Annotated in this window: 24 protein-coding genes, 1 tRNA gene and 3 pseudogenes; 9 read left to right on the plus strand and 19 right to left on the minus strand. The window is 49.6% G+C overall.

Annotated features, from left to right (window positions below; translation table 11 throughout):
• The 4 genes and pseudogenes from U8U01_RS14515 to U8U01_RS17640 all read left to right on the plus strand — a co-directional run.
• Positions 1-209: pseudogene (locus U8U01_RS14515) on the plus strand (IS5/IS1182 family transposase); the annotation flags it as partial.
• Positions 113-955, plus strand: coding sequence for a type IIL restriction-modification enzyme MmeI (locus U8U01_RS14520; protein WP_322175695.1), 843 nt, complete (start codon positions 113-115; stop codon positions 953-955). The pseudogene U8U01_RS14515 and the gene U8U01_RS14520, both read left to right, overlap by 97 nt.
• 127 nt (positions 956-1,082) lie before the next feature.
• Positions 1,083-1,388, plus strand: a pseudogene (locus U8U01_RS14525) (RNA-binding domain-containing protein); the annotation flags it as partial.
• A 360-nt stretch (positions 1,389-1,748) separates the two neighbouring features.
• A pseudogene (locus U8U01_RS17640) lies at positions 1,749-1,883 on the plus strand (tyrosine-type recombinase/integrase); the annotation flags it as partial.
• Positions 1,884-2,141: 258 nt separating this feature from the next.
• Here the strand turns inward: U8U01_RS17640 and U8U01_RS14535 are convergent.
• From U8U01_RS14535 to U8U01_RS14550, 4 genes are all read right to left on the minus strand, one after another.
• Positions 2,142-2,226, minus strand: a tRNA-Tyr gene (locus U8U01_RS14535).
• Between the two features lie 328 nt (positions 2,227-2,554).
• Complete coding sequence (locus U8U01_RS14540) at positions 2,555-3,922, minus strand: ATP-binding protein (protein WP_322175700.1); 1,368 nt, start codon at positions 3,920-3,922, stop codon at positions 2,555-2,557.
• 3 nt (positions 3,923-3,925) lie between these two features.
• Entirely contained in the window at positions 3,926-4,627 is a 702-nt protein-coding gene (locus U8U01_RS14545; protein ID WP_322175704.1) for a response regulator transcription factor, read from the minus strand.
• A 39-nt stretch (positions 4,628-4,666) separates the two neighbouring features.
• Positions 4,667-5,194, minus strand: coding sequence for an isochorismatase family protein (locus U8U01_RS14550; protein WP_322175707.1), 528 nt, complete (start codon positions 5,192-5,194; stop codon positions 4,667-4,669).
• Positions 5,195-5,358: 164 nt separating this feature from the next.
• On the opposite strand from U8U01_RS14550, the gene U8U01_RS14555 reads away from it, so the two are divergent.
• From U8U01_RS14555 to U8U01_RS14570, 4 genes are read left to right on the plus strand one after another with little or no spacing between them, the layout of a single operon-like run.
• Positions 5,359-6,123, plus strand: a complete 765-nt coding sequence (locus U8U01_RS14555; protein ID WP_322175710.1) for an ABC transporter ATP-binding protein — start codon at positions 5,359-5,361, stop codon at positions 6,121-6,123.
• Positions 6,120-6,845 carry an ABC transporter permease gene (locus U8U01_RS14560; protein WP_322175712.1) on the plus strand — a complete coding sequence of 242 codons (726 nt, stop codon included), beginning with the start codon at positions 6,120-6,122 and terminating at the stop codon, positions 6,843-6,845. Before U8U01_RS14555 ends, U8U01_RS14560 begins: the two co-directional genes overlap by 4 nt.
• Before the next feature lie 12 nt (positions 6,846-6,857).
• On the plus strand, positions 6,858-7,622 hold the full coding sequence (locus tag U8U01_RS14565; protein WP_322175715.1) for an ABC transporter permease: 765 nt from the start codon (positions 6,858-6,860) through the stop codon (positions 7,620-7,622).
• A 4-nt stretch (positions 7,623-7,626) separates the two neighbouring features.
• Entirely contained in the window at positions 7,627-7,926 is a 300-nt protein-coding gene (locus U8U01_RS14570; RefSeq protein WP_322175718.1) for a hypothetical protein, read from the plus strand.
• 63 nt (positions 7,927-7,989) lie between these two features.
• On the opposite strand, the gene U8U01_RS14575 is transcribed toward U8U01_RS14570, so the two are convergent.
• The gene (locus U8U01_RS14575; protein ID WP_322175790.1) at positions 7,990-8,490 is read right to left on the minus strand and encodes a DUF6076 domain-containing protein; all 501 of its coding nucleotides are present in this window, start codon (positions 8,488-8,490) and stop codon (positions 7,990-7,992) included.
• 859 nt (positions 8,491-9,349) lie between these two features.
• Here U8U01_RS14575 and U8U01_RS14580 point away from each other — a divergent pair.
• The gene (locus U8U01_RS14580) at positions 9,350-10,195 is read left to right on the plus strand and encodes a tyrosine-type recombinase/integrase (RefSeq protein WP_322175721.1); all 846 of its coding nucleotides are present in this window, start codon (positions 9,350-9,352) and stop codon (positions 10,193-10,195) included.
• A gap of 345 nt (positions 10,196-10,540) precedes the next feature.
• On the opposite strand, the gene U8U01_RS14585 is transcribed toward U8U01_RS14580, so the two are convergent.
• The 14 genes from U8U01_RS14585 to U8U01_RS14650 form a co-directional block, all read right to left on the minus strand.
• Positions 10,541-12,187 carry a recombinase family protein gene (locus tag U8U01_RS14585; RefSeq protein WP_322175724.1) on the minus strand — a complete coding sequence of 549 codons (1,647 nt, stop codon included), beginning with the start codon at positions 12,185-12,187 and terminating at the stop codon, positions 10,541-10,543.
• On the minus strand, positions 12,120-13,046 hold the full coding sequence (locus tag U8U01_RS14590) for a recombinase family protein (protein WP_322175726.1): 927 nt from the start codon (positions 13,044-13,046) through the stop codon (positions 12,120-12,122). Before U8U01_RS14590 ends, U8U01_RS14585 begins: the two co-directional genes overlap by 68 nt.
• Complete coding sequence (locus U8U01_RS14595) at positions 13,043-14,596, minus strand: recombinase family protein (protein ID WP_322175729.1); 1,554 nt, start codon at positions 14,594-14,596, stop codon at positions 13,043-13,045. Before U8U01_RS14595 ends, U8U01_RS14590 begins: the two co-directional genes overlap by 4 nt.
• A gap of 97 nt (positions 14,597-14,693) precedes the next feature.
• A complete protein-coding gene (locus U8U01_RS14600) occupies positions 14,694-14,843 on the minus strand; it encodes a hypothetical protein (protein ID WP_322175732.1) in 150 nt (49 codons plus the stop codon).
• A complete protein-coding gene (locus U8U01_RS14605; protein ID WP_160642479.1) occupies positions 14,840-15,199 on the minus strand; it encodes a type II toxin-antitoxin system PemK/MazF family toxin in 360 nt (119 codons plus the stop codon). Before U8U01_RS14605 ends, U8U01_RS14600 begins: the two co-directional genes overlap by 4 nt.
• Before the next feature lie 489 nt (positions 15,200-15,688).
• Positions 15,689-16,066, minus strand: a complete 378-nt coding sequence (locus tag U8U01_RS14610; RefSeq protein WP_322175735.1) for a sigma-70 family RNA polymerase sigma factor — start codon at positions 16,064-16,066, stop codon at positions 15,689-15,691.
• 55 nt (positions 16,067-16,121) lie between these two features.
• Positions 16,122-16,421, minus strand: a complete 300-nt coding sequence (locus tag U8U01_RS14615) for a hypothetical protein (protein ID WP_322175738.1) — start codon at positions 16,419-16,421, stop codon at positions 16,122-16,124.
• 423 nt (positions 16,422-16,844) lie between these two features.
• Positions 16,845-18,092 (minus strand): ABC transporter permease subunit, encoded by a 1,248-nt coding sequence (locus U8U01_RS14620; protein WP_322175740.1) that lies wholly within the window; start codon positions 18,090-18,092, stop codon positions 16,845-16,847.
• Complete coding sequence (locus tag U8U01_RS14625) at positions 18,093-18,986, minus strand: ABC transporter ATP-binding protein (RefSeq protein WP_322175742.1); 894 nt, start codon at positions 18,984-18,986, stop codon at positions 18,093-18,095. It lies immediately after the preceding gene.
• Positions 18,987-19,147: 161 nt separating this feature from the next.
• Positions 19,148-19,684, minus strand: coding sequence for a VanZ family protein (locus U8U01_RS14630; protein WP_322175744.1), 537 nt, complete (start codon positions 19,682-19,684; stop codon positions 19,148-19,150).
• A gap of 101 nt (positions 19,685-19,785) precedes the next feature.
• Positions 19,786-20,541, minus strand: coding sequence for a YoaP domain-containing protein (locus tag U8U01_RS14635; protein WP_322175747.1), 756 nt, complete (start codon positions 20,539-20,541; stop codon positions 19,786-19,788).
• A 67-nt stretch (positions 20,542-20,608) separates the two neighbouring features.
• Positions 20,609-21,703, minus strand: coding sequence for a nucleotidyltransferase domain-containing protein (locus U8U01_RS14640; protein ID WP_322175749.1), 1,095 nt, complete (start codon positions 21,701-21,703; stop codon positions 20,609-20,611).
• Positions 21,693-22,430 (minus strand): CPBP family intramembrane glutamic endopeptidase, encoded by a 738-nt coding sequence (locus tag U8U01_RS14645; RefSeq protein ID WP_322175752.1) that lies wholly within the window; start codon positions 22,428-22,430, stop codon positions 21,693-21,695. Before U8U01_RS14645 ends, U8U01_RS14640 begins: the two co-directional genes overlap by 11 nt.
• A gap of 12 nt (positions 22,431-22,442) precedes the next feature.
• Positions 22,443-23,231, minus strand: a complete 789-nt coding sequence (locus U8U01_RS14650; protein ID WP_305140986.1) for a DUF5301 domain-containing protein — start codon at positions 23,229-23,231, stop codon at positions 22,443-22,445.
• Positions 23,232-23,300 lie beyond the last annotated feature (69 nt).

Below are 23,300 nucleotides of genomic sequence, written 5' to 3' on the forward strand. Positions count from 1 at the left end.
GCATGACACCGGTCATTCCTCCAAGAAAGGACCGAAAACATATGCGGGAATACGACGAATATCTTTACAAACTCCGCCATCTCGTTGAGAACGCTTTCCTTCTTCTCAAAAGATGGCGCAGTATTGCTACGCGCTACGCCAAAAACGCCTCTTCCTTCGCCGCCGCTGTCCAGATCCGTTGTATTGCTATTTGGCTCCTTGTTTATTGACGACGCCATCTAGTGAACGACAAGCTCAAAAATGGTTTAGGCCGTGGGTTGGCTCCCATGAATTTATTAATCGGTATTTCCGCTACTGCCTATTTTTAAAAGCTTGTTCTCCAGAGGAAATACGAAAAACGCCTAAATGTATGGAGCGTATTGCTGCCGTCCAGCGATTTCGTTCTGGAAGTTCGAGGGCTTCAACAAGGAAAATGGCCGATTTTCCACTTGCTTTTTCTACTACAAATATCCCCAAAGCGGAACATATTATTGTTCCAAAAGTTTCATCTAAGCGTAGGCGGTACATTCCTATGGGGTTAATGAAACCAGAAGTGCTAAGTAGTAATCTTGTGTTTGTCATTTGCAATGCTACGTTGTATCATTTTGGTGTGTTGACATCAAACGTCCATATGGCTTGGATGCGCGCCGTCTGCGGGCGGCTGGAAATGCGCTATCGTTATTCCAAGGACGTTGTTTACAACAACTTCCCCTGGCCCACCCCCACCGAGGAGCAAAAAGGAAAAATCGCGGCCTGCGCGCAGGCCATCATAGATGCTCGAAGCATCTATGATGATAGTTCACTGGCCGACCTCTACGACGAAACCACCATGCCCCCGGAACTGCGCCGCGCCCACCAGCAGAACGACCGCGCGGTGATGGAGGCGTATGGGTTCTCAGTTAAGGATATGACCGAGAGTAAATGCGTGGCGGAAGTGATGAGGATGTACCAGGAGTTGACAGAGGAAAAACCTTGAGATATGTCCCCAATAGGCAATTTGGCTGATAAGTAGAATTATCGAGGGAATGAAGATGGAGTTAGTAAAATTAGTAAAATCACTTATTAAGCAAAAATCGGAAGGAAGATATTAGGATTTTAAGCAATGCTGGCACAGTAACAATGTTGACCTCCTCAAGGATATCGTATGCTTGGCGAATAATACCACCCCCGATATGTGGGACGGATATCTAATTTTTGGCGTGGAAGACGATACATATAAAAGCATTGGTGTTTCAGGAGACAAAAACCGAAGGAATCAGGAAAACATCATAAGTTTTTTTAGCTCTAAATCCTGGTCAGGAGAGGAAATACCTGATGTAACAGTTAGAACGATAGAAATTGATGGAAAAGAAATTGATGTCCTCATCGTTCGGAACATAGATAGGGTCACAAATGGAGGTTTGGTGTAAAGCTAGGGGTTGCGAATCGGCAGAAATGGCTAAATATTGGGAGATTTTTAGGGGGCACAAGTTGGTGTAATACGATTTGGGAGATGCTTTATGGATTCAGAAAATATGCAGCGAATAAACCTATATTTAGACAGAGGTCTGGTCAAACGAGCGGACAGATTTGCGAAGGAACAGGGCTTTTCCTCTCGGAATGAACTGTTCACACGGGCAGTTGAAAGCCTCATAGCATACAATGCTTTGCAGGATAATGATATCCTAGGCGACAAGCTGGCCAAGGCAGTTTTGAGGTTGTCTGAGGATAACGCGAAAGCTATCTCAAAGGGACTTTTCCGCTATGCAGTGCAGTTAGAGATGGTGATAGACGCAAAAACTGTAAGCAGTATGCTGGGCCACTACGACGCAGGTTTCACGCTGAGAACCTACACCCACGCTACCCGCCAAAAGCAGGAGCAAGCCGCAGAAAAGATGGGAAATTTTATGGACAAGGTCATGTGAAACAGCCCCAACAAGCAAAAAGCGGCTGGAACTTCCTACCCGGAAGTATCCAGCCGTTTCCGTTTATTTCCGCGTGTGGGTCACGGTGTGGGTCAGGACAAAAAGCCGACAGAGCAACCGCCGAACTCGCAAAAAAAATAAGTTGAAACTCTATCCGCAATATCCATTTTGATATGCAGTTTCTTACTGAACTTGACCGCCAAGACAATTTGTACAAACAAAACAAAAGCCTCGCATTTTTATGCAAGGCTTTGTCAATGGTGGGGGAGAGTGGATTCGAACCACTGAAGTCGTCGACAACAGATTTACAGTCTGCCCCCTTTGGCCACTCGGGAACTCCCCCATAAAGATATGCAATTTTATACAAGCGGTGCGCCCGGTTTTGGGGAACCGGGCCCGTCCCGCTGGAGCTGGTGAACGGACTCGAACCCCTGACCTGCTGATTACAAACAGTGTGGGGGACGTCCAACCAGTTATTTCCGGCAGTTTTTAACTGTTTTTAGCACACTTACGGACCCTTTCTCGCCCTACCCTCCCCATTATCTCCACACAGTTTTTCCGCGTGTGGGTCGGGGTGTGGGTCAGGTCATAAAAAGGCAGGAGAGTCAATCTTGGCAAGGAAGCTATCAAATTTTTTGCCTCACGCTAAAGAAAAGGGGCGTTTAATTCCGCTATTCGGGTAAGGAGCAGAAAGTCAAAATCACTTTGCAGCAATACTGCGGTACACTCTCAATTTTCATTGCCCCACCATGCGCCTCCACAATCTGCCTTACCAATAAAAGCCCCAGCCCATGCCGCAAATCCAGCCGTGCATCGGTGCTTTCCATATAATGCGGTTTTTCTTCCAGTTCCCGCAGCTTTTCCGGGGATAGACCCACGCCATCATCGGCAGCAGTCAGGGAAACGGTGCTGTCCGAACAGTCAAGGCGCAGGCTAATGGTACAGCCTTGCGGATTATGGTTGATGCTGTTCTGTACCAGATTGCTAATTGCCCGTGAGATCAGCCGGGCATCACACTCCATGACTACGGTTTCTGCGTCCGTAGAAATCTCTACCTCGACCGAATATTCCGGGCCAATGCCAGCGTTCAATAAATCAGCCGCATAGGAGCGCAGCAGCTTGGACAGGCGCACTGGCTCCTTGTGGAGCGGCTGCATCTCGTATTCCAACCGCGATACCAAATTCAAGTCCCACACCAAATCTTTGATTTTCGCGCTCTGCGCCCGAATGATTTCTGCCTCCTGCTGAATGTCTCCGCTGGCTAACCTGTCGCTGGCAATCCGTCCAGCATACCCCATAATCATAGAAAGTGGTGTGCGTATATCGTGGGAAACGCCGCTGATCCAGTTGGCGCGGGCCTGGTTTTGCCGGCTCAACACCTGGGACGCCTGATTGACGCTATCCGCAATTTCCGACAACTCGCCTCGAATGGACAAATCAACAGGTTTGCCTGTAGACAGTGTTTTGATAGAGGCCATAATCGGCTCCGTATTTTTGGAGATTTTTCTTTTAGAGAGACAGTAGACCAAAAACAGAAGCACTATGTCTATTGCCAAAATGCCAGTTATAAAGAGCGGGAAAATCCTGATCGCCCGTATTGGGAAATAGTTTCCTGTCAGTTTCATAAAACTGTCTTTTGGGTAGCCCAACACCAACAGGCCATTATCTATGTTCCGCACAAAAACAGGATAGTCTTGCAGATAGCCTTTCGAGAACACGGCCACATCCTGAATGGTGTACTGTGTCGGTATTTCCTCCGGTAAAGATACATCCCAAATACAGCGCCCGCTTGCATCCAATAGCACAGCCCAAATCTGATTACGGTTTAGCTCTTGTTTTGTTTTTTCTGATATGCCGGATGCCGACAGATCAGCGGCCACGGCCTCTAACAAATTTGCCGGAGATGCCGAACCGTATTCCCTGGACACGATACCTCCAAACGTCAAAGCAAACGCCAGTATGTTGACAAGCAGGAGAACCAGCGCAAAGGTAAAAAAGGAGAGAAGATATTTTGAGATATATTTTCCAAATGCTTTCATCGGTTATTTCCTCGCCAGCAGCTTATAGCCCAGCCCCTTGACCGTCAGCAGGGAAACCGGCTTTGACGGGTCTGCCTCGATCTTCTCCCGGACGCGTCGGACATGGGCGTTCAAGCTGTTTTCATAGCCGAAAGGATTATCGCCCCATAGGGCCTCGCAGAGTATGTCCACTGTCACAATGCGGCCCTCATTCTTCGCAAGAGTTTCCAGCAGCCTATGCTCCATCGCTGTCAAGGGAAGTATCTCACCGCCCTTATCCACTTCGGCCCGGCTGAAATCTACCGTACAGCTATCCAGCTTCAAAACGGCTGCGTCCTCTTTGTAGCACCGGCGCAGAACGGCGTAAACCCGCAGCAGAAATTCCTGGGGCAGAAAGGGTTTTGCGATATAATCGTCCGCTCCAAGGCCCAGCCCTGCCAGCTTGTCCGCCGCCTCGTCACGGGCCGTCAGAAAAATCACGGGAATATCCGTCCATGCGCGTATCTGCTCCATCAGGGAAAAGCCGTCACCGTCCGGGAGCATCACATCCAAAATCGCCAGATCAGGCTTTTCCGTTTCAGCGGCGGCAATTCCCTCTTTCATATTGGCGGCGGTCACAAGGCGCTGAAAGCCCTCGTCCGCTAAAATAGCTGACACCATTTTCAAAAGCTCCGGCTCGTCATCGACCAGCAGGAGCTTTTTGCTGTGTAAAAATGAATTGTCCATCGTGATGTCTCCCCGATAAAATACAATTTGTCCGACTCTTTAGAAATTACTTAATAAATTTATGGCTTCATTTAAAGAAATACATTTTGCAAATCTCTCAGGCCACATCATGTCATTGTAATATTTGTAAGTAGTTTCCCCATCCATGTATTCGTTATCAAATGTTGTATTTGTATCTTTAGGAATAATGACTTTATAGCCCCGTTCAAATGCAGACTTTACAGTTGCATCTATGCAAAAATTGGTCTGCAAGCCAACAATCATTAGTGTATCTTCATTGACTTCTTTTAAATAATTCACAAATTTCTTATTTCCAAAACAGCTATTAATATCTTTTATAAACACTTTTTCTCCATTAATTGGTAAAACCTGTATTGCAATCTCAAAATCTTCGTCTCCAGTGGAAAAACCCGTCCCTGGTCCATCATCATGTTGAAAATAAATAACTTCTATTTTGTATTTTCTGGCTGTATGAATTATCCGAATAGTATTCTCAATAAAACAATTGAAGTTATAAAGTCTCTCGTCTGTTATCCCTTTTTGTATGTCAACTACTAATAATCTCATAAAAAGTCTCCTCTTAACTGTTAAACGATGATTTACCAGCCTAATTATAACACGGCAAATTTACTTTGTAAACGCCTTCACAGAAAAGTAAGCTAAAAGTAAGGACACGAGAATGTAGAAGTCAGGTTGATGCTGTACCCTAGAGGCAGAAAGGAGATGTGTCTATGGACTATATCATCACCACAGAGCAGTTGACGAAGAAATACAAAAATTTTACCTCCGTCAACAATGTTTCTATCCACGTCCGCAGGGGCAGTATTTACGGCTTTCTTGGCCCCAACGGAGCGGGCAAATCCACCACCATGAAAATGCTCTTGGGGCTGACTGCCCCCACAAAGGGCAGCTTCACCATTGATGGAAAACACTTTCCAAATGACCGGCTGAAAATCCTGCGGGAGATCGGCTCTTTCATTGAGGCCCCCTCGTTCTACGCCAACCTGACGGGCCGGGAAAATCTGGATGTGATACGCCGGATTTTGGGCCTGGGTCAAAACACCGTGGAGGATGCCTTGGAACTGGTAGGGCTGTTCGAATTTGGAGATCGCCTCGCAAAGAAGTATTCCCTGGGTATGAAACAGCGCCTTGGCCTCGCCGGGGCGCTGCTGGGCCGTCCGCCTATCCTCATTCTGGACGAACCGACCAACGGCCTTGACCCCTCCGGCATCCATGAAATTCGCAATCTGGTAAAATCCCTGCCTGATCTGTACGACTGCACCATCCTCATTTCCTCTCATATGCTGTCGGAAATTGAGCTGATAGCGGACGACATCGGTATCCTCAATCATGGGCGGCTGCTGTTTGAGGGCAGCTTGGATGATCTGCGGCACAGCGCAAGGCAGGCGGGAATGTCCGCCGATAACTTGGAAGATGTGTTCCTCTCCATCGTGGAACAGGACAACGCCGCCAGAAAGCAGAGGGCAAAGCTATGAGGGCGCTTGTGATCGAACTGCGGAAGGAGAAACGGACAGGGGTGATCCCGGTGCTGCTGGCTGTCGGTATTTTAGGCGCGGCCTATGCCTTTGTCAACTTCCTTGTCCGAAAAGATGCGCTGCTCAATCTTCCACTGGCCCCGATGGACGTACTGCTGACCCAGCTTTACGGTATGATTATGATCCTGAACCTGTTTGGCATCGTCGTTGCGGCCTGCATGGTCTACAACATGGAGTTTAAGGGCAGCGCAATCAAAAAGATGTATATGCTTCCCATGAGCGTACCGGGGATGTATCTCTGCAAATTCCTGATCTTGACCGTCATGCTCTTTGTGGCGGTGGCTCTGGAAAATCTGGCGCTAATGAAAATCGGAATGAGCGATCTGCCGCAGGGGACATTTGAAATGGGAACGCTGCTCCGCTTTACGGGCTATTCGTTCCTCACATCCATGCCGGTGCTGTCCTTTATGGTGCTGATTTCCTCACGCTTTGAAAATATGTGGGTTCCCCTTGGCGTGGGAGTTGCCGGTTTTTTAAGCGGGATGGCCTTGGCACCCTCCGGGGCGGCGGTGCTGATGGTGCATCCGTTTATTGTGATGTTCAAGCCTGCGGTGGCTATGAGCGCACAGCCCGATATGCTGGTGGTGCTGTTTGCTCTGGTCGAAACGCTCCTTTTCCTTGGCCTTGGGCTGTGGATGGCAAAAAATCTGCGCTATGAGTAAAGGAGGAGCCGCATGAACTTTTTAAATTTGCTCAGCATTGAGTTTATGAAAGTGAAACGCTCAAAAATCGTTCCGCTGATTTTTATTGCCCCGCTGCTGGTAGTGGCCTCCGGGGTGGCGGCGTTAAGCCGGTATTTCACGCCGGAGTACACCAACGCATGGCCCGCCATGTTCGTTCAGAGCGCCCTGGTCTACGCCTACTATCTGCTGCCGTTCAGCATGATCGTGGTATGCGTGATGATTGCGGGACGGGAAACGCAGAACAATGGCATATTGAAAATGCTGGCCCTACCGGTCAGCCGACATGCCCTTTCTCTGGCGAAGTTTTGCGTCCTGATGTTCTATCTGTTCATGGAAATGGCCGTCTTTCTGACGGTGTTCGTAGCCGCTGGTATGATAGCTACTTCAATAATGGGCGTTACAGAAACCCTACCCGTTCTCTACCTCTTGAAGTGGTGCATGGCGCTGTTTTTGACGATGCTCCCATGCTTGGCGGCGATGTGGGCTATCACGGTATTATTTGAAAAGCCTTTGCTTTCCGTGGGGCTAAACCTGCTGCTGGTTATCCCCGGTATTCTGGTCGCCAACACGCCACTCTGGATTGCTTATCCCTACTGTTACAGCGGCTATCTGGTATCCTGCTCCCTGCATGACTTTACAGCGGAAACCTCCGAAGCCGCATTTGCGCTGATGCCATTTCTGCCCTGTGCAATCGCTGTATTCGCTGTTCTGCTTGCCCTGTCCATCACACAATTTGGAAAGAAAGAAATGAGGTAATCGTATGGAAGTTACAAAGAAACTACAAAAGCTCAGTCTGGCCGCGCTGATTGTCAGTCTGCTGCCATTGGCAACGCTTGTCCCGGTGTTTCTGAAAATCACCCTTCCGGATGGTGTGCGCACGGTTTGGGCGGTCTGCAACATCGTCCTTGCGCTGACGGGACTCCTGTTCTCTGTGATTTGCGTTAAGAGCGAGGAGAGCAGGAACGCCGTCAATATCCTGTCCACGATCATCAGCGTGGGGCTGGTGCTGATGATGTTGGGGATTGCGGCGCTTGCTCTGTTTATGAACTTTATACAGTAAGAAAAAACAGATTTGCTGTTGTCAAAATCTGCGCCGCTAAACAAAGAATACAGGTTTTGGAAATTAGGAATTGCTCATCCACTTCTTAAACTCTTCAAAATTCATTTTTCCTGCGGCGCGCTCATCACGTTTGCCCTTAGCGGTGGTGCTCCAGGCATAGAACGCACCGGGACTAATCTTCCCCGCCTTGATCCAGTTAAAGCGTTTCTTGTATTCCCGGCGGTACTCCTTGAACAACTCGTCAGAATTTTTCTTCTCTGCCCAGCGCTTGATTGCGCCGAATTCACGGCAAGTGTGTCCATTTTCATCTACAGTGAGATTGCAGAACTCTGCCGTGTTTCGCCGTCGGATAGCGAAATATTTGCCGCAGTAGGAGCAGATACGCATACGCTGTTCGCGCTTGACGCACTCACGGATTGAGAACTCGACGAGGTCGTAGATAGCGGTTGGGTGGAGGACTTCCGCGAAAGCCCTCTTGCCGGTTTGCTCATAGACTGTAGAAATTGGTTGGAACTTGTACGCGTAGAATGGTTGCGTTTTCTCTTTCTCCAGATACGCTTGCAGCTTTTCTTACACAGATTTCTTCTTGCCATCGTCAATGCCTAGTACGTCCTCAAACAAGCGCATGATCTGTTTTTGCAAAGTGTCGATGTTACTGGGGATGTGCCGCAGCTGCTTATGGGAGAGAATTTTTTGTACGTCTTGTCCAGAATTCTGCTGAAACTGGTGAAAGCGCGACTGCCAATCAAGAAACAGAACTGGAGTACAAGACGCTTATCCTGACAGAGCCTACAAAGTATGCGGACTCCAACGATCAAGTTCGTAACGGCAACTTGATTTTCACGATTCTCCCCTTCCAGGAAACAATCGAGTACCACAACGAGTGCCAGTTATGGAAGTGACCCGTTTATGGCCCCTGTGAGGGCCGTGTCAGGCGAACTGATGCCGTTCTCAAGGTAGCAAGACGAGAGCAGACCCAGAACGCCGTTTTGGGGCATTTGTGGCGATTTATGGAGGCGCCGGTCTCGCCTCCAGCGGCGGCACAAATTCTCCGCGAGCAACGGCGCAAACTTGCCGCAAAGATATGCACTGAAATGCAAGATAATCCAGCCAGAGAGAACAGAAAAAACATGGTCGAAAAACAATCAGGAGAAAGCAAGGCGCCAAGGTGGCGCCTTTGCAGTTCACACCGTCCGGCTGAGCCGGGCGGGAGGGCTAGAAACTATGGGCTTTTTCGGAAGTTACAGGGTGTGGCGAGATAGGGGTCATACAAGGGTCACAAATTGAGATTTGGTGCAAAGTCAGGGGTTGCAAGTAGGGAGAAATGGCCGAATACCGGGATTCTTTTAGGTGTCACAAGTTGGTGTAATGCGATTTCGGAGGCGCTTTATGGATTCAGAAAATATGCAGCGGATAACTCCATGTGAATCCTCGAATCGGTGACATCAAACTGAACAAATTGACCGGGCGCGATTTGCAAAAGCTATACCAAGACCTCCGCGAGAACGGTAGGTTGCGGGAGGCCCAAAAGGAGAAATCCCCTGGCTTAAGTGCCTCCACTGTGCGCGGTATCCACCTCATGCTCCACAACGCTTTGGACAGGGCAGTCAAGGAGCGCCTAATCCAGCGCAACCCTACCGATGACTGCATCGCTCCAAAGCTGGAGAAGAAAGAGATGAAATTCCTCCCTGCCGAGGACATGAAAGCCTACCTCGACGAGGCCGACCGCCGCCATGTCCTACCCATGTTTTATCTTGAGCTGGTCAGCGGACTACGGAAAGGCGAGTTAGTTGCCCTCCTCTGGTCAGATTTAGACGTTGTAAACCAGACAATCTCAGTAAGCAAACAAGCCACCCGGGACGAGAACGGCAACATTGTCATCACCCGGCCTAAGACGGAAACGTCGGTCAGACTGGTGTCCATCCCGCAAAAGGCCGTGGAATTACTCCAGCGTGAACACCTCAAGCACCCCAACAACCCCTATATGTTCCCCTCCACGCGAACCGGCGAGATGTACTATCCTGACTCTATAGTGACTCTCCACAAGAGAATTTTGAAGTCAGCTGGATTAAGTTATATTCCGTTCCATTCTTTGAGACACACTTTCGCCACAGCCGCATTACAAAACGGTGTGGACGTGAAAACTGTCAGTAGTATGCTGGGCCACTACGATGCCGGTTTCACGCTAAGAACCTACACCCACGCCACCCGCCAGAAACAAGAACAAGCCGCAGAAAAGATGGGAAATTTCATGGACAAGGTCATGTGAGTGTGGGTCAAGCACGAAAAACGGCTGGAACTTCCTACCCGGAGGTATCCAGCCGTTTCCGGTTATTTCCGCGTGTGGGTCACGGTGTGGGTCAAGAGCGACGATGTCCAAATCCGTACCGCACCACGCCAAACAGGACGATGAGAAAACATCCACAATATTCAGAAAAATATACAAAACACAAACAGCGCGGAAACAAGGCAACACTGTGCTAAACCGCCGTAAAAGCCAAACCATCGACCTCAAGAAAAAGCAAAGAAACCGCACAATCATGCGGTTTCTCAGACTTTGTAAGGCGGATACGAAAAAGATATTTTCGCCAAATCTGTGTGCGTATCCGAACTCTCACGCTTTTTCAATAGCCTGCTCAACCTCCAACCCTCCCGCAAAAATTACCTTGATCTTCTCCTTGGACTCCACAACCACACACTCCAGCACCTGCCGCACCAGCCTGTCATCATATTCCATGGGGTGGTTTTCCAGCCCATCCAGGATAGTGAAAATCTCATCCAGCCGGGACTCTGCATTCTCCTTTTCCTGCTGGGCATTGTCAAGTTGAGCCAACTGTTGCTCCAAGCTGTTTTTCTCTGCCATGAGCGCTGTGGCCCGCTGCTCGTCAAAATCTTCCACCGTATCGGTAGCTATGGCCTGGAGCATAGCCTTGAACTCCGCGTCAATTTCCGCTATCCTTATCTGGATATCCAGGCTGTTATCCTCACCATCATCATTTTTCAACCCCATGCCAACGTGCAGCTTTAAGGTACCCAGCACATCGGCACTCTGTTTAGCTGTGCGCATGATTGCCGCCATGACAGCCTCCTGCAGCACACTTTCTTCCATTGTGGGCGAATGGTGGCAGTATCTTTTGCCAAAATCCAGCCGGTTGATGCACCGCCAGACAGGTTTCTTTTCACCTTTGACCGTCCAGGTACATCTCCGATAAGGAGTACCGCATTCCCCGCAGACCAGCAGTTCCGAGAGAGCATATTTACTTGAATACCGGCCCTGCTCGGTCTTGGTACCTTTCTGCTTGACCTTACGCTTACCGGTGCGCCGTGCCAGTTCCTCTTGCGCCCGACCGAAGGTAGCGGGGTCGATGATTGCCGGATGATTGTTTTCCACAAAGTACATAGGCCGGGCCTTGCCGTCGTTGCGTTTGACCTTCTTGCTCAAGCAGTCCACCACATAGGTCTTGTTGAGAACAGCATTTCCGGCGTATTTTTCATTTGAAATTATCGACTGTATCGTTCCAGGCACCCATCTGCCGGAGCCGGAAGGTGTTGGTACACCGTCAGCAGTCAGTGTGTTTGCGATGGTCGTCATGCTGTCCCCGGCGAGGAAGCTGCTATAAATTCGTTTCACAACTTCTGCCTGTTCCGGGTCAATTTCAGGCTTGCCGTCCGGCCCGCGCCGGTAACCAAGGAACCGCTTATACTGGAACGGCACCTTGCCCTCTTTTGCACTCTGATTTTTGCCCCATATGACGTTGGCGCTGATATTCTCCGATTCACTCTGAGCGATGCTGCCGTAAATCGTGATATAAAACTCAGCCCCAGGCTGTGTGCTGTGGATGTTCTGTTCCTCGAAGAAAATATCCACGCCGATCTCTTTCAGCATTCGCACATACTTTAGCACGTCAGCGGTATTCCGTGCAAACCGGCTGATGGATTTCGTGATAATCATGTCGATTTTGCCGCGCCGACATTGCTTTATCATCTTGTTAAACTCGTCACGCTTTTTGGTGCTGGTGCCAGATAGCCCTCTGTCTGCAAAGATGCCCACAAAGGCCCATTTTGGCTCACTGCGTATCTTTTCGGTGTAGTACCTCACCTGCACGTCATAGCTGTTTAACTGCTCCTCCTGGGCCGTGGAAACGCGGCAGTATGCCGCCACCCGGAGCTGCCGGTGGGCCTGCTTGATTTCTTCAGCTATGTTGATTTTCGCCGGGATTTTCCGCACTACTTTCTGCGGAGTGGTTGCTGTCGGTTGCATTTTCATCGTCCTTTCCGACCATCTGGCCATTTGCTAATCTGATATTCACTGTGCCATCTTTTTCAAGGTGGATGGCCTGAACCGTCCTCTTAAAAAGCGGCAGAGAAAAAGCTGAAAGCGGCTCTGCATCTAAGAGAACCGCTTTCAACCTATGGGCTATATATGGAGCGGAATTGATGTCCGCATATTTCAGGGAAACACACTCTATCATCTTTTTTCTCAGGGCATTTTTATCATAATCGAGGGTGTCCAATATCCGGGCAATCTCATTTTCAGCTTTTAGCGTCTGCACACTCATGGACTCATCAATAAGTGAAATTTGCACCAACTCGGGATTGACAATTACCCGGTTTAGCAGTACAGTTATATCATCCAGCAGATTGCTATCTTCCTTGTGAATCACCGTGCGGCAGTCCGCATTGGAACATATCCACCGCTGCTGGCACTTCTTGAATCGGCTGTCGTGCCGTCGAACCATTTCGCCGCTACAAGTGGGGCAGATTACTGGCACATCTATATGAAAAATCTCATGGTTGCGGTCGGTGCCGTGCTGGGTGTTTTTCTTGGCTTTCATCTCCATCATGGCATGGTGAGTGTCCTCGTCAATGATAGCAGGAAAACCATTCTTGCCGGTATACCGTTCATTTTCTACCAATCGCATGATGCGGGATTTGCTCCAGCCGGTAACACCGGGCTGATACTCGATATTTTCATCGTTCAGGCGGCTGGCAATTTCCAGCAGGGAGTAGCCGTTTTGATACTCACTAAAAATGCGATTCAGCACAGCAGCCTCTTGCGGATGGGTGATTATCACACCATTCTGATACTGGTATCCGAATGGGATATTTCTCTTTTTCATGCCGTGCGACACCTCACATTCTCGGGGATTTGCTCCGTAAAAGCCAGCTCGCCGACGAGGTGGAAGGTCAGTTTTGAGTTATCCACAACCGTGATTCTCTGGATAATTTCTTCGAATAACGCTTGACTAAATGGTGTGCCCGGCACATATCTCGCCAGGAAGTCATCCAGCGATTTCAGCGTGTATATCAATTCATCATCTTCGTCCTCTGCCAAGGCTTTCTTACGATCCAACCGCAGGGCATTGATTTTATTGCTTATCACCGAGGACTGCGCAGCGAAGTCAGTGGCATTGAGAACCCCATTGGTGTGGAGTCGGGCAACCACCAGATTCTGCGCACTCAAGTCAGCTATTTGTTTATCAATTTGCCGTACCTTTTCCTGGCTCTCGCCGCCACGATTTTGTATCATCTCTAACTGATGGATAAGGGTACCGAATAGGTCATTGCGGTGGGCAGACAGCTTGTCAACCATCAAGCAGAAAGCGTCGAACACAGCGTTTTCGCGCACACGCCTGCTCTGGCAATCCGTTGCCCCAGCCGCTTTACCGCTGCACAGCCAGTAAGCGGTACCGTTTAGGAGCAGCCTGCGGAATGAGCGGCCACACTCTGGACAGCGGAGAATACCGGTCAGCGGATATCCACCCTCGCACTTGTGACTGACGTTCCGCGATTTTTGCAGTTCCTGCGCCGCCATATAGGTTTCCCGGCTGACGATGGGCGGGTTGCTGTTTTCCACATAATATTGTGGTTTTTCGCCGCGATTCTTTTTCTTTCTGAAGGGTAGGGTGTCCGTGGTGAATTTCTTTTGCAGGAGTGCGTCGCCCATATAGCGTTCGTTGTTAATCACATAGTTCACTGTGGAGTGGTACCACCTCTCTTGAGCATATCGGCGGGGAACACCCTCCGCGTTGAGGATATTGGCAATATTCTGTTTGCCGATGCCTTGCAGGTAAAGGTCAAAAATGCGACGTATCACCGCGGCTTCGTCCTCTTTGACCAGAAGCTGGCCATCGATTAAATTGTACCCATACGCTGGGGCGCAGCAGTTGAACTCGCCGGACTCCATGCGCATTTGATAACTCCTTCGAAGGTGGTCGGAGATGTTCACGCTCTCTTGCTGTGCGGCCATGCCAGGGAAGGTCACCAGCATTTCCATGTTCATCTTGTCGCTGTCGATGCCCTGCTCCTCGAAGTAGATGCTCACGCCCAACTCTTTGAGAGTGCGTAGGGCAACCAGCAGTTCCTGGGTGTTCCGGGCGAACCGCGATACTGACTTCGTGATGATACGGTCGATTTTGCCCAGCTTGCAGTCACGAATCAGCCGGTTCTGCTCATCGCGCTTTTTCATGTCTGTGCCGCTCAAGCCCTCGTCAGCGTACACATCCACCAGCTTGTACTGCGGATTCATGCGTTCATAATCTTTGTAGTAGCGGATTTGCGCGGCAAAAGAGTGCAGCTGGTCGGTGGATTTGCTGGACACCCGACAGTAAGCCGCCAGCCGGATAATCTCAGGTTTTTGAGGTTCTCGGCTGATGTCGGTTACAGTCATATGCACCATTCCTTTCTGTATAATTTCGCCTTGCGGCAACATCAACAATACCACAAGAGTTCAGATACATCCAGCGCAAGTTGCCAGAGTTTACATTTCAGACATATATTTTTTCTGCGTCGTAGTGGGCGGCACTGATTTGTAAAATGCGCTCGTATTCTTCAGCAGTGATGAACTGCATTTTCAGCAGTAGCCGGAGCATATTCACGCTATAGCAAAAAGCCGCAGTATTCACATCATTTCTCATAGGAGCCCCTCCATATACTCGATTCCAAAACTGACGATGATGGCGTGGTCGACCATACCCATAGCGGCCTTATCCAGCTTGCCGCTATACCGAATCAACCTGCGCTTGTCGATAGTACGAATCTGCTCCAGCAGGACAACAGACTCCGTGGCAAGCCCGTCCGCATGGACAACAACGTGTGTGGGCAGCTTGGCCTTGTCCGACTTGCTGGTGATAGCCGCCACGATGGTGGTGGGGCTGAACTTGTTCCCGGTGTCGTTCTGGATGACGAGGACAGGACGGGTACCGTCCTGCTCACTGCCAACAACCGGTGATAGGTCGGCGTAGTAGATTTCGCCGCGCTTGACTTGTTTCATTTTTCCCTCCGTAAGTAGAGGCAGCAGTCAAAAGGCAGACTGCCGCCTTGTATCAATCGTTTTGCTTGCTTGTATTTATCCTCGATACCCCCAAGCAGGGAACGCACCTTCCGGCCTATGCCTATGAGATGCAAAGCATCTCAAATGCTCTGCATCTCGGCCTCATTGGAATCTCACCACCCCCAGGATCTCTGGAGGGCGCCCTCCTTTGCTGCGACGGGTCACGCTCGGCTTTAGGACGGGGCGCAAGTATCATTATCCCTTCTGCCGGTCATTGCCGTCGGCAGGTGTGCTTCCTGCCGTCTGAGGCTGGAGGCGTATAGTTAACGCTATGGCGTTAACTATTGGCGTCCGCTCATGTAGCTGCCGCTCCTCACGGCGGCAGAAGGAAAGTAAAAGGTGCGCTGGGTATTCAGTTGTCAAAGAGCAAAAGAGGGAACAAAAGAAAGCCCTCACTTTCTAAGCCGAAAAGTGAGGACTTTGAGCGGATTATTTTTCAAAAATTTTTCGGAGCTTCAACAAAAGACGTTTTTTACGGTCATTGATGGTCTTTTGAGGGATACCGGAGAGTGCAGACCACTCTCGCTCCGAGAGTCCCTGAGTAAACAGTGCGTCTATCAGTTGGCGGTCACTGTCAGGCAGGATGACAAGCGCTTTTTTCAGCTTGTCCAGCAAGAGACTTATTTCTGCCTGTCCTGCTGTGTCTGCCACTGTGTCTACCAGGATATCCTCGCCGTTGAAATCGTCCGTAGTGAGCATATCGTAGGAGAAGTCGTCGTTGTCCCTTGAGCGCTCGACCAAATATTTCTGGCGGCGTCTTTCCTGGTAAAATGCTTTGTACTCGTCCTCTGGTACTTCCATCAGCATACCATGCAGAGGTATGAACCACCTGCTCTGGTATGTATCTCTTTGCTGGCGAAACTCAGCGTAACTGAGCTCCAGGTAAGTTTTTCCATCCAAGATGAACACTTTCTTTGGTGTGTACTCCACCGTGATTCCTCCAATCAATCTGTTTTGGGTTTGGCAAAACGATTGATTGGGGTGGGCCTCGGCAACCTGTTGGAATAAACAGGCCCACATTGCGGAAAGTACCAATCTGAAAAGACAGACCGATACCCTCTGCAATGTGGGCAGAAGGACAGAGTTCTGAGAAATGCACGTCAAAAATAAATTTTAGAACAAATAAACTGAGTCGCAGTTCACTCAGGTGGGCGCTGCTCATAACAAATCCACCTGTTCAGACACTGTGCAATTTGCGCCTATTCACTGTTGGCGAACAGTGCCAAATAATCAAATGCAAAATTGGGGCAAGCATTTTGACAGTTCACACCCTTGGCAAGTGAATTCCAACCCGGCCAAAGCGGGTACAGCCACCCGCCCCGACAATATGGTTTTTTGAAATTACAAGATCAAAAATATGCAGAAATAAGTAGAGCCGGTGAACTCCATCCTTCCTGGTTCGCCGGCTCTACCTTGTGTTTTACGATGAATTTTGAAACGTGTTGCTACATTAACTCTACTACATGGTCATGATAATATGATGGATAAGCGGTGCCTGACAACTAATATCTTATCGGTTTGTATCATGCGTTTCAATCCCGATGTAATGAAATGTCCCATTTGTGTCATGAAATGATTCATCGCCTTAGCGTATGGTATGCCCACAATAGGAACGCACAGCCAGGAACGCGAACAATGGTATCTCAATAATACAGGCCCCGATCATGGCGTAAGGCGTCCAGATTGCCAGGCCGCCCAGGTTTAAGAACTTGAAATCAGTGATGGCATAGAGGATACTGGCCTGAATACTGGTTCCACTGGCAGGGAGGATGCTGCACGTCCAGGTGGACAGGTTCCCCGGCATGGTCATAGAGAGTACTACCGGCGCAATGCAGAACACCAGCCCTGCGGCCAGTGAGGCCACGGTAGTTTTGCATTTGGATGAGAGGAACAGTGTAAAACTTACAGAAGCCAGCACCGAAAGCAATCCAGCTAGCGCAAACAGAAGCTGAAGCTCCCCAATATTCATGCCAGCCAGGGTCACGATGGAATAGAGCATTTGAACAGAGGTTTTGGTACACTCCCAGCCGAACAGGCAGTTGACAACCAGAATATGACTGGTGGCGCAGATCACAAAGGCGGCCCCGCTGACAAAAAGTGCGGCCAGCAGCTTGGAAACAGCCAGTTTGCTCCTGCCATGCCGGGTACAGCGCAGTATGTCATCCGCGCCGGACTGGTAATCGGCAGAGAACACCGGAGCGGCAATCACCACGCAGAACAGCAGCACCAAAAAGCCCATGATGTTTTGATAGTCCAAAATGGTAGAACTCATGCCAGGGTAGACTTCAAAGGGCTTTTCCACTTTCTGATACATCTCCACGGCCTCACGCTGGGCGGCAGGGCTGCCCGGCTGTTCCATGGCCATCAGAGATGAAATCCGGGCTTCGCAGACAGAATAGTAGTCATCAATCTGGGCCGGGTCGATCTCCATGATAGCAGGGGCCATGCCAGTGTCAGGGTCGGCAAAGGCTTCTTTGACACCATGGAGCAGGGGGGCTATGGGGAGTATCTCCTTCTCATAGACGCCCTCCGGCAGATCGTAGGACTCCGTGACGCCGTAGGACGTGAGGCAGGCTTGATAAATTTCCACGGCCTTCCGCACCCGCTCTGGGGTGACAATGCCGCTGGCATCCGCCTGACGCTCCTTTTCGTAGGCGATAGAGGCCAGCCCGGTCAGGTTGACCTCATTCCCGGACTCGTCCGTGTAGTTGCTGTAGCAGTAAGTTGTTGGGAGATAGGCCAGCAGGACGGAGAGGAGCAACGCCAGCGCCAGCAAAATCCAGGTGAGCCTTGACTTCAAGACCCGCTTCAGTTCCAACCGAAAGATTCTCATTTAGTGATACCTCCTGTCATTTTCCCCGCCGCTTTCCGGGAACATCCACAAATACAAATCTTCCAGGCGGGGTGTGGCTGCGGTGGAAACAGCGTTGCAGGGCTGCTCCGATAGATAACGGATAGAAACGCTGCCGTCATTCTCATTTCGCAGGTTGGTGATTTGCAGTTTGTTTTCATACTCAGGCACAGATTCTGCCGGGACGGTACAGGTCCATACCTTGCCCTCCACCAGCTTGGTCAACTCCTCGGTTGTCCCCGTCGCCAACAGCTTGCCGCCCTTGATGATGGCGTGACATGTGGCAATATACTCCACGTCCGGGACAATGTGGGTAGAGATCAGCACAATGCGGTCATGAGCGAACTCCGACAGCAGATTGCGGAAACGCACCCGCTCGCCGGGATCCAGACCACCGGTAGGCTCGTCCAAAATCAAGACCTCCGGGTCATTGAGCAGGGCCTGGGCAATCCCTACCCGCCGTCTCATGCCGCCGGAGAGCTTGGCAACCTTCTTGTCTGCGGCGTCCGCCAGGGAGACCTGTTCCAGCAGCTTGTGAATTTTTCGCCGGGCTTGCTGCTCGGGGAGCCCCTTTAATGCAGCCACATAGGCCAGGAAGTCCTTGACTGTGAACTCCGGGTGAAAGCCGAAGTCCTGGGGCAGAAAGCCGAATACATCCCGGTACCGCTCTGCCAGCGTCTGGATGGGAACGCCGTCATACACTACCTGACCGGAGGTGGGGTGCATGATCCCGGCAATGATCCGCATGAGGGTGGTTTTGCCCGCTCCATTGGCCCCCAGCAGGCCCCAAACTCCCGGCGTCAGTTCCAGGCTGATGTCGTTGACTGCTTTTTTGTCCTTGAATTCTTTAGAAACATGATCGATCCGCAATTCCATGTGAAAACTCCTTCCCTGCTGATAAAGTAAAAGCACTCTTGCCTTGGCACGACTATTGTACCAAAAGCAAGAGCGCCTTTTTCTCGTTCTTTCATACAGGATTTTACTGTTTTCCTACGGACTTCCTTACAATTTTCTCACAGAGCGGTGATTTGGAGAATTTATCGTGTGAGGATGCTTTTTCGGAGCAGCTTTGACACCACAAAGAAGATCAGATATCCCAATACCCCTCCCAAGGTATTCAGCATGAGATCGTCAATATCCGCCGATCTGCCGGTAAAATACTGTGTGAACTCAATGGCAAAGGAGAACAGTGCCAGGGAAAGAGCGGTTTTCCAAAAGTTGCGCATTTTCCGGAATGCCACCGGCATCATAAGACCCAACGGAATGAACATCACGACATTTGCGGCGGTTTGGGCAATCTTCTTCGGCTCTGGCATACCCCAGGTTTCTTGAAGGCCCCGGAATGGAACAAGGTTCAGGGAACGGTCTGCCGTGGCTGCGTTGGATGCGCCGGTAATGACCGTTGCCGCCAGGACTATGATAACGCAGGCGCTGAACAGGAAACAGGCAAGCTGCTTTGCCGGAGGCACACGTTTCCGAAGCAGGAAGCAGATGGGCGCATAGAGAACAGCCATGCCCAAGAGGCAGACGGCGCTGATAATACAATAGCCCAGGATTTCTCTGATCATAAACATAGCTGTTCCTCCCAAAACATACACCGGATGTTTTTGTTCTATCATACCAAAGCCGCCGGGGTTTGTTTTGCGTTTTCCCTACGGATTTTCTAACGATTTTCCTACAATCCCTTCTCTGTCAGAATTTTATCGAATTTCTTCTCCGACAGGATCTCATGGGTCACCAGTTGGCCGTCATAGAATAGAGAGAAGGTGGTAAAGGGCGAGGGAGCGTTCTGGGCATCCGCTCTGGTCTGGATATGGACAGACTGGAAAACGGCGTTCCGTTCCTTTGCCATGCGCTCCAGCACCGGCACATACTTTGCCGTAAACGGGCACTGGTTGGTGTAATAGAGCACAAATCCCTTGGGCATGGCTCCATGCTCCCGCACGGTATCCCGGAAACGAGGCCGCTCCGCGCCCTCATCAAAGGGCAGATACAGCAGCTCAAAGTAAGGCTTCGCTGTATCCGCCGTCACAAAACCCTTGTGCCGTATGTAGCCGGGATCGGAGAGAAAGCCAAGTTTTTTTCTGGCGGACAGGATCACAAGCCCCTTCTTTTTCTTCGCCTTGCTGTCCTCGATGCAGGTGTCCAGCAGGAGGCTGGAGTACCCATGCCCCTTGAGCTGCCCGGATACCCACAGGCAGTTGATATATATGTACCCCTCCGCCTCAACGGGCGCCCAGGCGTATTCGGCGGGGATATACTCAATAAAGCATTTCCCCCTGACATTACCCTTCAGGAAAACAAGTCCCTCGTCCAGCCGCTCCTTCAGCCAAGCCTTTTTGGACATGACCTGCACGTCCTTGCTGCTGGATATGGCGCAGCAGATGTGCTCATGGTCAAGATTGTCGTGGGTCAGTTTGATAAGCTCCATAGTATTACCTCGCATAGTTCGGCACATTTTTGATACCGTCCATTCAACTCGTCGGGCGCTTCCGCCTTTATGATGTTTCAAGCGGTGCCCCTAAATAGTCTTGTTCAAATTCTTCCAGCGTGGGATAGCGGCATATTTTTAGCCCTCCTTTTTCATACAGATGACCAAATTCCTCAAGAACACGGTCGAACATCTCTGCGGATGCGGATAAATCTTTCGCGGAAAATCCGGAGAACAGATCGAAATGAGGAATATGAAAACGTGCCTCAAATTCATCGTAATAATTCTGGCAGCTGGCAGCGGTCATAAGAGACAGATAGGGACTGCCCAGCTGGGCCGCCCGGTGCATCTTCCAGCGCCAGTTGGAGAAGGCTTCTTCATAAGTGCCTTCCAGGGCTTCCGGGGAAATCTCCGGCTTAGGGCATAGCCGGTCTCTGAGGACGGCCAAAAAATCGCCGGTCAGCCTGACCAGAAATTTGGCCGCTTGCCGGATGTCCGCCGCCCCCTCTGCCAGAATCAACCTCTGATAAGCGTCAACAAAGCCGTCCGGGAGACAATCGAAAGCCTCTATCTCCGCGGGGATGCCCTGGATACCGCGGTGGACATAAGATTTATTGACCAGGTACGCCGCATATTCTATATAATATAGCAGGATGGCGGATAGATAAGCGCATTCCCCGTCTGCATCGGCCAAAAAGAGCTTACCCAGCACTTCCAAAGCAGAATGGTAGAACCCTTCTGCTTTTTCAATATCTTCCACACAGAGGGGCCGGGCCAGCACCTCCTTGAGTTTGTTCTGAAGGAGAAAATAACGATCTTTGGCTGCCTGATTGGCGGTGTATACGATAGCCGCCTCCAGTAACTTTGCCACATGGGGATGAGGGTACTCCGCAGTATGCTCAAGCTCCTCCCAGGTCTGGCAGTAGATATCATGTCCCACATCTTCCAGTATGAACGTTTTGGATAGTTTCCAACCGGATTCCTGATTGATAACAATTAGCAAATCCAGGTCAGATTTTTCATGGTATTCGCCGCTTACAAAAGATCCGACTACCGCAATCAGATCCACCGCCCCTGGACAAACCATGTTGGCTTTCGCTTTTACCGCCTGGATAATGCGCTGATTGCGCTGAAGCAGAGCTTCTTTCATCCTATAATCCATAAGATTGCCTCCCCATAGTTCGATTTGTATTTCTGAACATCAAAATGATAAATCCAATCAGTATCAGTGTAATAGCTGCCGCAATGGTGGAGCTGACACTCATAACAGGAAATTGCTCATATTTAAGTATGTAGGTAACAAAAGCGTTCGGCAGATTTACGAAGTACGACACGATCAGGTTATTATCTGAAAGTCTGTATGCGGCCGCAAATCCAATACCCACCACAAAGAGAAGGGTTAAGTCTCCCCAAGTACGAAAGCCTGGATAGCCAAGATGATACAGGGAAAACATCGCCCCGGAAATTAAAATTGCGGGCAAGCAGCCAAATTGCTGCTCGGCCCTGCTCTGCACAAAGCCTCGAAATAGGAACTCCTCAAAAAATGTGGTCATGATAAGCGGCGCAATTCCCAACGGCAGCAGATGCCACAGTATCTGTTCCCCCGCAGCCATTTTGGGGATCAGCTGCCCACCAACTGAAAATATCACAAAGGCAAACAAAACAGCAACTTGCCGTGTTCCTAGTCTTTTTACGTCGGCCGAAGTAAGGGATTCCTTTTCTTTCCGCAAACAGTAAAGTGGAACCAACAAACTGAATACCAGCCCATATAGGGAATTATAGAAAACAAAATAGAGGATTGGTGTCGGATTGAGGTTCGCCAATGCGATATTGAGGATCAGCATTGCCTCTGTACCAATCAAATATAGCAGCAGTTTCTTATTTCTCATATTCGTCACCTATCAGGTTTGCTCGTCTATAATCATCGGCAAATATTTTTCTATCGAATCGTAATCTTCCTTGGAAATCGTATATATTCCGTTACCTGTCTGTTCAATAAAGTATTCTCCTTTATCTACATATAAAAATAATCTGACGATAACATCCCCCTTGCTGTTAAAGTCTACATTGATAATGGTTTCAACGTGAACGGGCGTGCCTATTTTTCCGCTCACTGTGGCGGGCTTTGTATTCTTTAACGCACTCAAAATAGTTTCTACATCATCCCTGCTGCTGATCGTAATTGCAGGGTCGGAATCTTTTTTGAGCAAAATATTCTCTACTTCCTCCACGATTGGCAATTCAAGCTGGTAAACGGCTCCACTTAACTCTCTCGCCTCTATAAAATCCGGTATTACTGGCCTGTCCTTTGCCTCGAACCTGACACAATAAAACTTGTCCGTTTTTTCGTCATAGAGCAGTATATATTCATAATCGCAAATCGGAAAATCTTGCTCATTTTCCGCAGTCAATGTTTCATTGATCTGACTGGGCTGCGCAGTATATTCATCTGTAGAAACGCCAAAGAGGGTATATTCAGGTGTATATGTCGTTATCAGCATCTGCACATCAGAAACTTTAAGAGAATATGTCTTATCCTCCTTAATGTTCAGATTCGTATAATTCGATATTGCCTTGTTTAAGTTATCAACGACTATTCGTTCAGTTGGCCTATTTTGTGTCAGGGCCAAAATACTTACAATTCCAACCAGTACGATACCTGCCAGAATTATTAAGGATTTCTTTCTCAATGTACGTCACCCCATAGCTCCTTGATTTTTCGTAATTGCCTTGTGGGTCAGAACACCCCATTTGCGACT

Origin of the sequence: Acutalibacter caecimuris (assembly GCF_034335085.1) — a bacterium.
In the GTDB taxonomy this organism is placed as follows: Bacteria; Bacillota; Clostridia; order Oscillospirales; family Acutalibacteraceae; genus Acutalibacter; species Acutalibacter caecimuris.

What these genes read in the sequence shown, in the direction of transcription:
- U8U01_RS14520 (WP_322175695.1), top strand. Translation starts at nt 113, where the DNA reads ATGGCGCAGTATTGCTACGCGCTACGCCAAAAACGCCTCTTCCTTCGC.
- U8U01_RS14540 (WP_322175700.1), bottom strand. Translation starts at nt 3,922, where the DNA reads ATGAAAGCATTTGGAAAATATATCTCAAAATATCTTCTCTCCTTTTTT.
- U8U01_RS14545 (WP_322175704.1), bottom strand. Translation starts at nt 4,627, where the DNA reads ATGGACAATTCATTTTTACACAGCAAAAAGCTCCTGCTGGTCGATGAC.
- U8U01_RS14550 (WP_322175707.1), bottom strand. Translation starts at nt 5,194, where the DNA reads ATGAGATTATTAGTAGTTGACATACAAAAAGGGATAACAGACGAGAGA.
- U8U01_RS14555 (WP_322175710.1), top strand. Translation starts at nt 5,359, where the DNA reads ATGGACTATATCATCACCACAGAGCAGTTGACGAAGAAATACAAAAAT.
- U8U01_RS14560 (WP_322175712.1), top strand. Translation starts at nt 6,120, where the DNA reads ATGAGGGCGCTTGTGATCGAACTGCGGAAGGAGAAACGGACAGGGGTG.
- U8U01_RS14565 (WP_322175715.1), top strand. Translation starts at nt 6,858, where the DNA reads ATGAACTTTTTAAATTTGCTCAGCATTGAGTTTATGAAAGTGAAACGC.
- U8U01_RS14570 (WP_322175718.1), top strand. Translation starts at nt 7,627, where the DNA reads ATGGAAGTTACAAAGAAACTACAAAAGCTCAGTCTGGCCGCGCTGATT.
- U8U01_RS14585 (WP_322175724.1), bottom strand. Translation starts at nt 12,187, where the DNA reads ATGCAACCGACAGCAACCACTCCGCAGAAAGTAGTGCGGAAAATCCCG.
- U8U01_RS14590 (WP_322175726.1), bottom strand. Translation starts at nt 13,046, where the DNA reads ATGAAAAAGAGAAATATCCCATTCGGATACCAGTATCAGAATGGTGTG.
- U8U01_RS14595 (WP_322175729.1), bottom strand. Translation starts at nt 14,596, where the DNA reads ATGACTGTAACCGACATCAGCCGAGAACCTCAAAAACCTGAGATTATC.
- U8U01_RS14600 (WP_322175732.1), bottom strand. Translation starts at nt 14,843, where the DNA reads ATGAGAAATGATGTGAATACTGCGGCTTTTTGCTATAGCGTGAATATG.
- U8U01_RS14605 (WP_160642479.1), bottom strand. Translation starts at nt 15,199, where the DNA reads ATGAAACAAGTCAAGCGCGGCGAAATCTACTACGCCGACCTATCACCG.
- U8U01_RS14610 (WP_322175735.1), bottom strand. Translation starts at nt 16,066, where the DNA reads ATGCTGATGGAAGTACCAGAGGACGAGTACAAAGCATTTTACCAGGAA.
- U8U01_RS14615 (WP_322175738.1), bottom strand. Translation starts at nt 16,421, where the DNA reads ATGAGCAGCGCCCACCTGAGTGAACTGCGACTCAGTTTATTTGTTCTA.
- U8U01_RS14620 (WP_322175740.1), bottom strand. Translation starts at nt 18,092, where the DNA reads ATGAGAATCTTTCGGTTGGAACTGAAGCGGGTCTTGAAGTCAAGGCTC.
- U8U01_RS14625 (WP_322175742.1), bottom strand. Translation starts at nt 18,986, where the DNA reads ATGGAATTGCGGATCGATCATGTTTCTAAAGAATTCAAGGACAAAAAA.
- U8U01_RS14630 (WP_322175744.1), bottom strand. Translation starts at nt 19,684, where the DNA reads ATGTTTATGATCAGAGAAATCCTGGGCTATTGTATTATCAGCGCCGTC.
- U8U01_RS14635 (WP_322175747.1), bottom strand. Translation starts at nt 20,541, where the DNA reads ATGGAGCTTATCAAACTGACCCACGACAATCTTGACCATGAGCACATC.
- U8U01_RS14640 (WP_322175749.1), bottom strand. Translation starts at nt 21,703, where the DNA reads ATGGATTATAGGATGAAAGAAGCTCTGCTTCAGCGCAATCAGCGCATT.
- U8U01_RS14645 (WP_322175752.1), bottom strand. Translation starts at nt 22,430, where the DNA reads ATGAGAAATAAGAAACTGCTGCTATATTTGATTGGTACAGAGGCAATG.